The organism is Mycobacterium sp. IDUB_5, assembly GCF_055419565.1.
Genome location: NZ_JBVAXX010000004.1, coordinates 298,476 through 310,811, shown reverse-complemented (window position 1 = coordinate 310,811; position 12,336 = coordinate 298,476). Strand labels below are relative to the sequence as shown.

Sequence of the window (12,336 nt, the reverse complement as noted above, 5' to 3'; positions counted from 1 at the left end):
TCGCCGCGGAAACACGCGAGTTCGCGTCTGCTCGCGGGGGGTCTAGAGCTCGGCGAGTTGCTTGACCGTAGGGGCGATGCTGTCGATCCACGCTGCCGGAGAACCGTTGGGCGGGAAAACGATCGCCTCGTCGACACCCAGCTTGGCGTAATCGCCCATGGCGCGGACGAACTCGTCGCGGGTCTCGGGCGCCGGGCTCAGATCGTTGACCATGATGGTCTTGCGGATGGCGTCGTAGTCGGTACCGACGTCGTCGCAGTGCCCGCGCAGCACCCGCAGCTTGTGTGCGACCTCGTCGGGTGAGGTGCCGAAGAGGTTGCAGGCATCGCCGTACTTGGCCACCAACCGCAGAGTCTTGCGCTCGCCGCTGCCGCCGATGAGCACCTTGGGCTTGTTGATCGGCTGCGGGTTACACAGCGTCTCCTGCAGGTGGTAGTGCTTGCCGTGGTACTCGCCGTTGTTGTTCGGGTCCCACATCTGGTTGCAGATCTGGATGGTCTCTTCGAGCCGCTCGAAACGCTCAGCCAGCGGCGGGTACGGAACCCCGAGGCCGAGGTGCTCACGCTCGAACCAGGCCGCTCCGATGCCGAACACCGCGCGGCCGCCGGAGAGCACGTCGACGGTCGTGACGGTCTTCGCGAGTAGCCCGGGGTGGCGGTAGGTCACGCCGGTGACGAGCAGGCCGAGGTCGATGCGGGAGGTCTGGCCCGCGAGGAAGCCGAGAAGCGTGTAGCCCTCGAGCATGTTGGCCTCCGCGGGCAGGCCGGTCGGCTCGATCTGGAAGTAGTGGTCCATGAACCACAGTGAGGTCGCGCCGGCGTTCTCTGCTGCTGCGCCGGCGCGGGCGAGTTCGGGTCCGATGGCTGTGGTGCCGCCGTCGATGTCGAGGATCGGAATGCTGAGGCCTAGGTCCATGCTTGCTTAAAGTCGCTATCCGGGGCGTGCATTCCGCTTGGCAGAAACTTAGTTGCGGGGCTCCGGACGGCCAAGCCCGGGCACGATGTCGTCGAGGCGGAACGTCACCGGCCGGTCGATCTGGTCGAAGGTGCACGAGCGTGGCTCGCGGTCGGGCCGCCACCGGTTGAACTGTGCGGTGTGCCGGAAACGCGTGCCCTCCATGTGGTCGTAGCGCACTTCGACGACTCGCTCCGGCCGTAGCGGCACGAACGACAGATCCTTGCCCGCATTCCACCGCGACCCGCCGCCGTAGCGGCGCACCACATCGGGGTCGACGTGCGCCGCCCAATTCCACGGGTGTTCGTCGAACGTCGTCACCAGCGGCTGCAGTTCGGCGAACAGCGCACGCCGGCGTGCCATGGGGAACGCGCCGATGACGCCGACAGACGCCAGCGATCCGTCGTCGGCGTACAGGCCCAGCAGGAGTGAGCCGATCGCATCCGGTCCCGACTTGTGCAACCGGTACCCGGCGACCACGCAGTCCGCCGTGCGCTGGTGCTTGATCTTGAACATCACGCGTTTGTCGGGCTGGTAGGTGACCTCCGCCGGTTTGGCGATCACGCCGTCAAGACCGGCGCCCTCGAACACCGAGAACCAGCGCTGGGCGGTGGCCAGATCGGTCGTCGCCGGTGTCACGTGAAACACCGGTCCCGCCCCGGCCAGCGCGTCGACGAGCACGGCTCTGCGGTCGGAGAACGGTCGTCCCGTCAGGTCCTCGTCATCCAACGCCAGCACGTCGAACGCGATGAACGCGGCGGGCGTCTGATCAGCCAGCATCCGAACCCGCGAGGCGGCCGGGTGCAGCCGCAACTGGAGGGCCTCGAAATCGAGGCCGTGTCCCGTCGCTATGACGATCTCGCCGTCGATCACGCAGCGCGGCGGTAGTTCGGCCCGCGCGGCGTCGGCGATCTCCGGGAAATACCGCGTCATCGGCCGTTCGTTGCGGCTGCCCAGTTCGACGTCGTCGCCGTCGCGGAACAGGATCGAACGAAACCCGTCCCACTTCGGCTCGTACCAGGCGCCGGGCGGCATCTCGGCGACCGACTTGGCCAGCATCGGCGAGACGGGCGGCATCACGGGCAGGTCCATCACCCTATTGTTGGCGGCGATCCAGCCGCGGTGTGGGCCCACTCCCTTGGTTAAGCGACTCCAGTCAACGGCGCGCCGTTCGGAATCGGAGCTACAGTTGTCGATCGTCTGAGCGCGCCTGAGACAGTAAGAGCGGATCGTGGGCGTTGACGAGGAGGATGCCGGGGTCGTCCGCCAGCCACAGTTCGCGTAGCCGCCGATGGTTCTCCTGAACTTTCTTCCAGTCATGGGCGATGAGGCGTTCGAAGACCGTGAGGGCAATCGGTGCCGATCGGGATCCCCCCGTTACGAGCGCCACTTTCGCTGCCATGTCTCATTTCCCTTCTTAAGGAACCGCCGGTCTGTTGTATTTGGAACGTAAGAGACCGCTGGTCCTTTGTCAACCGGGTGGCTAGGCTGTCGTCGCGTGCAGACGTTTCAACGAGCGCGCAGTGCCGAGCAACGCGAGGCCAGACGAGAAGCGATCCTGGGCACCGCGCATCAGATGCTCACCGAGATGCCCGTCAGTCAGGTGACCATGAACGGCTTGGCGCGCCGGGTGGGACTCGCCAAGTCAAATGTCATGCGCTACTTCGAGTCACGTGAGGCAATCCTTCTCGACCTGCTGTCCCGGATGTCGGCTGAATGGTTGGTCGAGGCGACAGCCCAAGTGGAACAGCACCTTTCGCGGGACGGAAACGCCCCGGAGAGAGCGCACACGCTCGCGCAGATCTTCGCGGCCTTGTTCACCGAGCACCGGGTGCTGTGCGACTTGCTCAGCGCCGAGACGTCCGTGCTCGAACACAACGTCTCCGAAGAGGTGGCTCTTCGATACAAGCGCGGAGCGCTCGAGGCCCTCGACGGGCTGGCTGCCTTGATCGTCGACGTCCTACCCGAACTCGACGCCGAGTCAGGGCACGATGCCGCGTTCACCACCATCGTCCTGGTCGGAGCAATGTGGACACACAGCCACCCGTCTCCGGCGATGGCGGCGGTCTATCGCGACGAACCAGCGCTGGCCACGGTCGAGGGCTTCACCGAATCCCTTGACCACATGATTTTCACCTACCTCACCGGCCTGCTCGCGATAGCGGCCGGGACGTAGCGCGCGGCCTCAGCCCTTGCGCCCCACCAGCGCATCGACGGGATCCGGTGCGCCGTCGCGCCCGCGCACCACCCGGAACGCGACGTACCCGACGATCAGCGTCAGCACGACGAAGATGAGCGCGAAGTACTGCAGGAAGAGCGAGTCGCCGGCGGGGTTGTAGACCTCCTGCCGTGGCCAGCCGATGTTGACCACCAGCAGTCCGCCCATCACGACGGCGATCAGGTTGACCGGAATGCCCCAGCGACCCAGGTCCATGATCGGCTTGCCGTGCGACAGGCTCGTCCCGCGCAGCCGGTGCACCAGTGCGGGGACGGTGACCATCAGGTAGGCGAGGTAGACGATGACGACCGACACCGACGCGATGGCGGCGAACACGCTGGCCTGACCGAGGTTGACCAGCAGGACGAGGATGGCCAGCGCGCTGACCGAGATGCCGGTGATCACCGGGGTTCCGGTCCGCTTGTTGACCCGGGCGAGGAACGAGCCGAGGGGCAGCCGGTTGTCACGGGCCATCGAGAACATCACGCGGGACGCCGAGGCCTGGATGGCGAGCGTCGCCGAGAAGATCGCGACGGCAACCAGGCCCAGCAGCGTCTTGCCGAGCCACGTGTCGAGCTGGCTCTCGATCACCCACGCCATACCGCCGTGGGCCAGGTCGTCACCGAGTTCGGGCGCCGACATCAGCGCGGCCAGGATCATCAGGCCTCCGCCGACGAAGGACACGAGCAGGGCCATGACGATCGCCTTCGGCGCGGTGCGACGCGGGTCGCGGGTCTCCTCGGAAAGCTCTGCGGCACTGTCGAATCCGTACATCACGTAGGCGGCCATCAACATCGAGGCGAGGAACGCCGGCAGGTAGGCCACGCCGCTGCCGTGGCCGCCGGTGTCGGCGACGGCCTGCACCGGGCCGCGTTCGGCGGTCAGGAACATCGCGCCGATGATCAGGACGACGCCGATGATCTCCAGCGTCACCCCGGTGACGGTGATGCGGGCCATGAAGCGCACGCCCGCGGCGCTGATGATCGTGCACAGCACGATCGTGACCGCGCCCAGGATGATGCCGTTGGTGGCGCCGTCGACCGACAGCGGATCCATATCGGTACCCACCACCTGGAAACCGCTCCAGATGGGCGGCAGCACCGTCTGCATCGCGATCGCCAGGGCCGCGATCGACACGATGTAGCCGATCAGCATGAACCACCCGGCGAACCAACCGATGGCGTTGCCGGCGAGCCGGCGGGACCACTGGTAGATCGCACCCGCGACCGGGAACTTGCCGGACAGTTCGGCGAACACCAGGCAGACGCAGAACTGGCAGATGAACACGATGGGCCAGGTGAAGAAGAAGGCCGGGCCGCCGAGCGCAAAGCCGAGCGGGAAGAACGCGAACACGGTGGTCAGGATCGACACGAAGGAGAAGCCGCTGGCGAACGAGGCGTAGCCGCCGATGCCGCGGTGCAGTTCCTGGGTGTAGCCGAGGTCCTCCAGCGTGGAGGCGTCCTCCGCGGAGGAGATGGCGGGGTCGTAGCCGGCGGTCATGGCGCTCCTGACATGAGACATTCCTGTCGTGCGACAGAAACGTACAAAGTCTTCGTGTGCTGGCCGTTTCGGTTATGTCACGGCTGTGTGACCGGAGCCTGGACAGGTCACAATCGACTCCATGCCGCACGCTCATGATCTCGCGCAGAGCGTCGCCGCGCTCGACGGCTGCGCCGACGAGGCGGGCCTGCGTGCCGAGATCACCCGTGCGGCGACCAGCCTGACCCGACGTCCCGAACAGTCGCAGGCGTGGTCGGCGGTCCTGCGCCACGCCGTGGCCGCGGGGGTGCGCCTGGTGGAACCGGCGGACTGGACGTGGTTCGTCTCGGGCAGCGTGGCGCGTGGCGAGGCCGTCCCGGGGTCCGATGTCGAGACGATGGTGATCCTCGGCGACGGGATCGGCGACACCGCCAAGACCGACCTGTTGGCGCGTGCGGCCCAGGTGCACGCGCTGCTGGAGCGCTGCGGTGTCTCCGGCGACGCCAACGGCGTCCTGGCCAGCCGGGCGCGGTTCTGCCGGAGGCAGCGCAGCTGGGTCGAGGGCATCGAACGGTGGGCCAGTGAGCCCGAGCGTGACCGGGGGGTGGTGATGACGGGGTTGATGGCCGACGCGTCCGCCCTGTCAGGAGCGGAGGACACGCTGCGGGTGTCGGCGCGTGCGGCGGCGGGCCGACACTACGCGGTCCGCCAGGCGATGCTGCACGACGCCACCGCGGTGCGCGCGACCGTTCCGTCGCGGTTGCGCGTGTTCGTCAGCGCCGGGGACTCCGTCGACGTCAAGCGCGCGGTGCTGGATCCGGTGGTCAAGATCGCCCGCTGGGCGGCGCTGTCGGTCGGCTCGACGGCGCTGCCCACCCGGCAGAGGTTGGCCGACGGGGCCGCCGGCGGGGTGTTGGACGACGATGACGCCGCGACGCTGGACGAATGCCACCGATGGTTGACGCACTTCCGATGGCAGGGACGCGTAGCGGATGTGCGTAGCCGCGATGTTGTCGCGCTGGGGGATCTCTCCCCACAGGATCGCGCCGGGCTGCGCAGCGTCGCCCGCGACGTGTCCGGGGTGATGCGCAAACTGTCGTACCTGTCCTCGATCTCGGCGTTCGCCGACACCTGATGCCGGTGGACCCCGAAGAGCACATCGTCGCGACGACGGTGGCCGTGCACCGTATCGAGGGATGGCGCCCCGACACCGAGCACCTCGACGCGCTCACCGCCATCGTGCGGGGCGACCTCCGCTGCGACGACCATCTGGCCGCCTACCGGAATCGTCACCCACCGCCGAGTCCCCAGCGCCGCCGGTGGCGCGTCGGACGGCCCGCGCCCTACCTGATCCCGGGAACGCAGTTGCTGCGCAACGAATTCGGGGTGACCACTGCCGAGGTCCTCGCCGACCTGGAGTACATGACGTCCGCGGCGCGGATGGTGGAGTGGCTCTGTCGACAGCCCGGTGCAGACCCTCTCGACGTCCGCGATATCCATCGGCACCTGTTCGGCGGGGTGTACGCCTGGGCGGGACGCTACCGAACCGTCGAAATACGCCGAGGAAAGCACTCGTTCGGCTCGGTGTCGTCGATCGACGATGCGATGGCGGCGGTGCACGCACGAGCGCAGCAGTTGACCGGCGAAGATCACGATGCGCCGCGGATGGCCTACGAGCTTGCGCGAATCTACGCCGACTACAACCAGATTCACCCCTTCCGCGAAGGCAATGGACGCGCCGGCGCCCTGTTCCTCCTGGGTATTGCGACGCGCTGTGGCCGGCACCTCGACTTCACCGGGATCGAGCGCGCTGACTGGTACGCCGCGGCGATCGACAGCATGCCGCTGCGCCGCGACGGCCAGGCGAGTCACCGGCCGTTCCTGTATCTGCTGAATCGGGCCGTGCGATGAGCGCATGATGACGGCATGCTGCGAATCGCGCTGTGCGTGCCGGTGGTCGTTGCGCTCGCGGCCCCCTGCGCGGCTCAGCCGCAATCGGGGTCTGCGGCGGCCGTCATCGACGAACTCAAGGATCAGGGCTACGACGTCGCGATCAACTGGGTGAGCGGCATCAGTAGCCGACCGCTGTCGGAGTGCCGCTCGCTGGGCGTTCACAATCCAGACCTCACCGGCCCGCCGCCGGAGACGTTCACGACGGTGTACGTCGACGTGTCCTGTCCCAACGATCACGACGACGGCGGCGTCTGGATCGAGGGCGGCCCGGGCGGCATCGGAGTCGGCATCGGTAACTGAGCGCGATGACGACAGCGATGACATTGTCTGGGTACTCGGGTCTACGTGAGTATGGATGCCATGGACCTGCCCGTGATGCCGCCGCTGGAGCCGATGCTCGCCAAGGCGCAGAAGGCGGTTCCCGCCGAAGTCGGCGTGTGGTCCTATGAGCCGAAGTGGGACGGATTCCGGGCGTTGGTGTTCCGCGACGGCGACGAGGTGGTGCTGCTGTCGCGCAGCGGCAAGGATCTGGCCCGCTACTTTCCGGAGGTGCTCGACGCCGTGCGCGACGAACTGGCGCCGCGCTGCGTGCTCGACGGGGAGATCGTCGTGCCGCGCGACGTCGGCGGGCGGGTGCGGCTGGACTGGGAGTCGCTGAGTCAGCGCATCCATCCCGCAGACTCCCGGGTCCGGATGCTCTCGGAGCAGACGCCGGCGCACTTCATCGGTTTCGACGCCCTCGCCGTTGGTGACACCTCGCTGCTGAAGGAGCCGTTCCGCACCCGGCGAGAAGCCCTGATCGACGCGGTCAACGAGAAGCAGTGGTGCCACGTCACCCGGACCACCGAGGATCCCGAGCTGGGCACCCGGTGGTTGCAGGACTTCGAAGGCGCGGGGCTGGACGGGGTGATTGCCAAGCGACTCGACGGCGTCTATCTCCCGGGCAAGCGCGACATGGTGAAGGTCAAGCATGCCCGCGACGCCGACTGCGTGGCCATCGGCTACCGAATTCACAAGAGCGGGGAGGGAATCGGCTCGATCCTGCTCGGTCTCCACCGCGAGGACGGCTCGTTGCACATGGTGGGCGGGGCCGCCTCGTTCACCGCGAAGGCGCGGCTGTCGCTGCTGGCCGACCTGGAGCCGCTGCGCATCGGCGACGACGTCCGCGACGGGGAGCCCAGCCGGTGGAACTCCGCAGCCGACAAGCGCTGGATACCGGTGCGGCCCGAGCGGGTCTGCGAGGTCGCCTACGACCAGATGGAAGGGGACCGCTTCCGCCACGCCGTCTCGTTCCGCCGGTGGCGGCCCGACCGTGACCCCGCCAGCTGTACGTTCGACCAGCTCGACGTGCCGGCGACCTACGATCTCTACGACGTTCTGGAGTCCTGATGCCCAGTCCTGCAACCGAACTCGACGTCGACGGGGTGAAGGTCCGGCTGACCAACCCGGACAAGCCCTACTTCCCGCAGCTGGGCGCCGACGGCACCAAGGGCAAACTCGTCGACTACTACCTGTCGGTGGCCGATCGGATGGTCGCGCTGCTGCGGGACCGCCCGGTGCACCTGCAGCGGTTCCCCGACGGTATCGACGGCGAGGAGATCTACCAGAAACGCGTACCGCAGAAGCATCCCGACTACCTCGAGACCTGCACGGTCACCTTCCCGTCCGGCCGCACCGCCGACGCGTTGAAGATCACCCACCCGTCGGCGATCGCGTGGGCCGCCCAGATGGGTTCGGTGACGCTGCATCCGTGGCAGGTGCGTTGCCCCGACACCGAACATCCCGACGAGTTGCGCATCGACCTGGACCCGCAACCGGGCACCGGGTTCGTCGAGGCCCGCACCGTCGCGGTCGACGTCCTCAAGCCGCTGCTCGACGAGCTCGGGCTGGTGGGCTACCCCAAGACCTCGGGCGGACGCGGCGTGCACGTGTTCCTGCGCATCGCGCCCGAGTGGGATTTCATCGCGGTCCGCCGCGCCGGGATCGCGCTGGCCCGCGAAGTCGAGCGGCGGGCGCCGGACGCGGTGACGACGTCGTGGTGGAAGGAGGAGCGTGGAGAGCGGTTGTTCATCGACTACAACCAGAACGCCCGCGATCGCACGTTCGCCTCGCCGTATTCGGTGCGCAAGACGCCGATCGCGACGGTGTCGACGCCGCTGACGTGGGACGAGCTGCGCACCGCCGACCCCGACGACTACACGATGCTCACCGTGCCCGACTTCGTCGCGAGCCGGCCCGATCCGTGGGCCGACATCGACGCGACAGCCCACCGCATCGACACGCTGCTGGACATGGTGGCCGCCGACGAGGAGCGCGGGCTCGGCGATCTGCCCTATCCGCCCAGTTATCCCAAGATGCCGGGCGAACCGCCGCGCGTGCAGCCGAGCAAGAAAGTGGCCGCGCACTGGGATGACGAAGGCAACCCGGTCACGCGGGACTAGCACGCGACGGGACTGCGGCCGCGGGGTCTATTTGAAGGGGTTGAGATCTCGACCCAGTACGTATTGAAGGCGTTGCGGCAGTGGGCGTACGGCCGCCGCGGTGAGCTTGTTCACCGTGCCCGGAATACAGATGGGCTTGCCGGCCATGACCGCGTCGTATCCCTCGCGCACGACGTCTTCTGGGTTTTGCCAGAGTAGGCCGGGGAGGCGGTCGGCCGCGTCGCGGGCGCCCATGACATCGTGGAACTCACTGTGGGTGAAGCCGGGGCAGAGTGCGGTGACGTGGATTCCGTGCGGCTTGAGTTCCATGTCGAGTGACTGGGACATGTGGAGTACGTAGGCCTTGATGCCGGTGTAGAGCAGACCTTCTCCGGGCGGCCCCATGGCGGCCAGGGAGGACAGGTTGATGATGCGGCCCCAGCGGTGCTGCTTCATGTTCGGGACCACGCGGTGAGCGAGTTCGGTTGTGGCGGTGACCATCAATTGGAGTTCGGCGGCGACCGATTCCCAAGGGTTCTGCGAGAATTTCGTGCTCGCGGACAGTCCGGCGTTGTTGATGAGCACATCGACGGGCATGTCGATGTTGGTGGCGTGTTCGATGATGGCTGCCGGCGTGGTGGGGTCGTTGAGGTCTGCGGCGAGGACCTCGCAGCGCCGACCGTGTGTTCGGTGTAGGTCGGCGGCGAGTTCTTCGAGGCGCTCGGCACGGCGCGCGACGAGCAGGACGTCGTAGCCTCGGGCGGCGAGGTGGCGGGCGAACGCGGCGCCAATGCCGGCGGACGCTCCGGTGATCAGTGCGGCCCGTTGCGGATCAGTCATGAACATCCCCTTTCAGGTTGACTGGTGCGGGTGTCACGCGGCGGTCTGACGCGTGTGGGTGAGGTAGTTCTGCACGTCGAAGGTCCTGGTGCGGGAGCGGAACCGGAAGGTGAAGGTCGGCCACATCGTTGAATTGCGGCCGCGGGAGTCCAGATACCAGCTCGAGCACCCCCCGGAGTTCCACACGGTTTCCTTGAGTGCGTCGTCGACCCAATCATTGTGTGCTGCTTGCGCTTCAGGACGGACATCGACCGACGCAAAACCCTCGCGGCGCATCGTTGCCAGCGCGGCGGCGAGGTAGGCGGCTTGGGATTCGAGCATGTACACGATCGAGCTGTGACCCAGGTTGGTGTTGGGTCCGTACATCACGAACAGGTTCGGGAAGCCCGCAACTGTCATGCCCAGGTGCGCATTCGGGCTGCCCGCCCAGTGCGCGGCCAGGGTGGCGCCATCGGCGCCGGTCAGTAGGTGCGCCACCGGCGGCTCGGTGGGGGTGAACCCGGTGGCGAAGATGATGGTGTCGGCGTCGTGATGCCTGCCACTGCCGTCGCGAACGCCGGTATGGGTGATCTCGGCCAGGGCAGTGGTGACCACCTCGACGTCGTCGCGGGAGAGCGTGGGTAGCCAGTCATTGGTGAGCAGGATCCGCTTGCATCCGATGCGGAAACTAGGCGTCAACGCCGCGCGTAACTCCGCGTCGGGCACCTGGCGGCGCAGCTGAGCCTTCGCGACGAGTTCGACCAGAGGGAGCAGCCAGGTCAGGTGCGCCAGCGCTGCGAGGTAGATTTCGCGGTAGCCATAGACCATCCCGCGAACCAGCCTCTGCACAAGCGGAATTCGGCGATACAGAGCCTTCTCGCGGCGGCCCAGCGTGCGATCCAGACGGGGCATCACCCAGGCAGGGGTGCGTTGGAACACCGTCAGATGAGAGGTCCGGTCTGCAATTTCGGGTACGAACTGCACCGCTGAGGCACCGGTGCCGATGACGGCGACTCGCTTGCCCGTCAGGTCGTGGTCGTGTTTCCAGGTGGCGGAGTGAAACACGATGCCACCGAAGTCGTTCAGTCCCGGCACGTTTGGCAGCTTCGGGGTGGACAGCGCGCCAGTAGCCGCGACCAGCACCGTCGCGGTCAGATTGCCCAGGGAGGTGCGGACTCTCCAGCACTGCCGCTGCGCATCCCAGGATGCACCGAGCAATTCGCATCCTGTGACCAGGTGACGCCGCAGTCCCGTCTGGTCGGCCACCGTGATGAGATAGCGGTGAATCTCGGGTTGGCGGGCGAAGGTGTGACTCCACTTCGCGCTCGGTGCGAAGGAGAACGAGTACAGCGATGTCGGTACGTCGCAAGCACACCCGGGGTAGGTGTTGTCACGCCACGTGCCGCCGACCTCGTCGGCCCGCTCGATGATCAGTAGGTCGGCTCCGGGTTCGGCGCGCAATACCGCCGCGGCGGCGGCCATTCCGGCGAATCCCGCGCCAACGACCAGCGTGTGCACCGATGGCGGAAGGGTAGAGGTCCTCGGTGACGGTGCGCTCATCGAGTACCACCACCGCCGACGTGTCGGTCCAAGAAGTCGATCTGATCGGTGACGATCTGCTCGAAGTGCGGATCCAGATAGGGCTCGAAGTGTGAGATGTCGTAGGACTTCACCTCCCCGCGGGGGATGCGCGCCACGATCCTTTGAGCCTTCGCGTAGGGGGTGACGTCGTCCTTGATGGCCAACTGCACCAGCGTCGGTGCGGTGATTTTGGCGGCGTGGCGGCCCGGCGAGTACAGCGGGACCTGCAGAGCGATGCGCGCAGCCACGTCGTTTTCTGCGAGTAGTTCCTCGCGCTTCTCCCCGGCCATCCGTTCGACCAATTCGGCGGCCCCGGGGGAGGTCATCATCGCCACGTCGCCGGGGTAACCGATGGCCGCTGTCCGGTAGGGCGGGCGCCCCAGCCATGCGCCGATCTGGTCGCGCAAACCAGCCGAGACCAGCCTCGCGACCAGTTTCGGTGATTGTGAGAACGCGGACGCCGGACCGGAGACGTGCGGCACCTGGACGACGACGGCTGCGAATTCGTGGTCAGCGGCGGCCAATGTGAGCACGTGGCCGCCACCGAAAGAGGAACCCCACCCCACGACCCGAGAGGTGTCAACATCGTCCAGGCTGCGCGCGTAGGCGATCGCGGCGCGCCAGTCCGCCTGTTGTTTTGCGATGTCCAGGATTCGACGGGGCTGCCCGTCGCTGGCTCCCCAGTGCCGGTAATCGAACACCAGGGCCGCGTAGCCCGCCTGGGCGAATCGTGCGGCGTAGGCGTCCAGACGCAGTTCGCGGAAGGCGGCGAACCCGTGGGCCAGCACGACGATAGGCGGATTCTTGACGCCGTCGGGCCGGTAGAGCCACGCCGCGCAGGTTGTGCCCTCGGACGTGAAAGTGACGTCATGCCGGTCGTAGCTGGGTCGTGGGGTCATCAATCTGCCCTCC

General features: G+C 67.2%; 13 protein-coding genes. 6 read left to right on the top strand and 7 right to left on the bottom strand.

Annotation, left to right across the window (positions count from 1 at the left end):
* Positions 1–42: 42 nt before the first annotated feature.
* From ACZY1G_RS14575 to ACZY1G_RS14565, 3 genes are all read right to left on the bottom strand, one after another.
* Positions 43–915 (bottom strand): LLM class F420-dependent oxidoreductase, encoded by an 873-nt coding sequence (locus ACZY1G_RS14575; protein WP_463812566.1) that lies wholly within the window; start codon positions 913–915, stop codon positions 43–45.
* 48 nt (positions 916–963) lie between these two features.
* Positions 964–2,046: an ATP-dependent DNA ligase gene (locus tag ACZY1G_RS14570; protein ID WP_463812565.1), complete on the bottom strand. Its 1,083-nt coding sequence runs from the start codon at positions 2,044–2,046 to the stop codon at positions 964–966.
* A gap of 91 nt (positions 2,047–2,137) precedes the next feature.
* Positions 2,138–2,356 (bottom strand): hypothetical protein, encoded by a 219-nt coding sequence (locus tag ACZY1G_RS14565; protein ID WP_463822779.1) that lies wholly within the window; start codon positions 2,354–2,356, stop codon positions 2,138–2,140.
* A gap of 96 nt (positions 2,357–2,452) precedes the next feature.
* On the opposite strand from ACZY1G_RS14565, the gene ACZY1G_RS14560 reads away from it, so the two are divergent.
* Positions 2,453–3,130: a TetR/AcrR family transcriptional regulator gene (locus ACZY1G_RS14560; RefSeq protein ID WP_463822778.1), complete on the top strand. Its 678-nt coding sequence runs from the start codon at positions 2,453–2,455 to the stop codon at positions 3,128–3,130.
* A 9-nt stretch (positions 3,131–3,139) separates the two neighbouring features.
* Here the strand turns inward: ACZY1G_RS14560 and ACZY1G_RS14555 are convergent, their stop codons facing one another.
* A complete protein-coding gene (locus ACZY1G_RS14555) occupies positions 3,140–4,672 on the bottom strand; it encodes an amino acid permease (protein WP_463822777.1) in 1,533 nt (510 codons plus the stop codon).
* Between the two features lie 121 nt (positions 4,673–4,793).
* On the opposite strand from ACZY1G_RS14555, the gene ACZY1G_RS14550 reads away from it, so the two are divergent.
* The 5 genes from ACZY1G_RS14550 to ligD are packed head-to-tail and all read left to right on the top strand — an operon-like array spanning position 4,794 to position 9,045.
* Positions 4,794–5,786, top strand: a complete 993-nt coding sequence (locus tag ACZY1G_RS14550) for a putative nucleotidyltransferase substrate binding domain-containing protein (protein ID WP_463822776.1) — start codon at positions 4,794–4,796, stop codon at positions 5,784–5,786.
* Positions 5,786–6,562, top strand: a complete 777-nt coding sequence (locus tag ACZY1G_RS14545) for a Fic/DOC family protein (protein WP_463822775.1) — start codon at positions 5,786–5,788, stop codon at positions 6,560–6,562. Before ACZY1G_RS14550 ends, ACZY1G_RS14545 begins: the two co-directional genes overlap by 1 nt.
* A gap of 15 nt (positions 6,563–6,577) precedes the next feature.
* Positions 6,578–6,904, top strand: a complete 327-nt coding sequence (locus ACZY1G_RS14540) for a hypothetical protein (protein ID WP_463822774.1) — start codon at positions 6,578–6,580, stop codon at positions 6,902–6,904.
* Positions 6,905–6,955: 51 nt separating this feature from the next.
* The gene (locus tag ACZY1G_RS14535) at positions 6,956–7,993 is read left to right on the top strand and encodes an ATP-dependent DNA ligase (protein WP_463823004.1); all 1,038 of its coding nucleotides are present in this window, start codon (positions 6,956–6,958) and stop codon (positions 7,991–7,993) included.
* Positions 7,993–9,045, top strand: a complete 1,053-nt coding sequence (ligD, locus tag ACZY1G_RS14530; RefSeq protein WP_463822773.1) for a non-homologous end-joining DNA ligase — start codon at positions 7,993–7,995, stop codon at positions 9,043–9,045. The genes ACZY1G_RS14535 and ligD overlap by 1 nt, the downstream gene beginning before the upstream one ends.
* Positions 9,046–9,072: 27 nt before the next feature.
* Here the strand turns inward: ligD and ACZY1G_RS14525 are convergent, their stop codons facing one another.
* From ACZY1G_RS14525 to ACZY1G_RS14515, 3 genes are read right to left on the bottom strand one after another with little or no spacing between them, the layout of a single operon-like run.
* On the bottom strand, positions 9,073–9,864 hold the full coding sequence (locus ACZY1G_RS14525; RefSeq protein WP_463822772.1) for an SDR family NAD(P)-dependent oxidoreductase: 792 nt from the start codon (positions 9,862–9,864) through the stop codon (positions 9,073–9,075).
* 33 nt (positions 9,865–9,897) lie between these two features.
* Positions 9,898–11,403 carry a flavin-containing monooxygenase gene (locus ACZY1G_RS14520; protein ID WP_463822771.1) on the bottom strand — a complete coding sequence of 502 codons (1,506 nt, stop codon included), beginning with the start codon at positions 11,401–11,403 and terminating at the stop codon, positions 9,898–9,900.
* A complete protein-coding gene (locus ACZY1G_RS14515; protein ID WP_463822770.1) occupies positions 11,400–12,323 on the bottom strand; it encodes an alpha/beta hydrolase in 924 nt (307 codons plus the stop codon). Before ACZY1G_RS14515 ends, ACZY1G_RS14520 begins: the two co-directional genes overlap by 4 nt.
* Between the last annotated feature and the right edge of the window lie 13 nt (positions 12,324–12,336).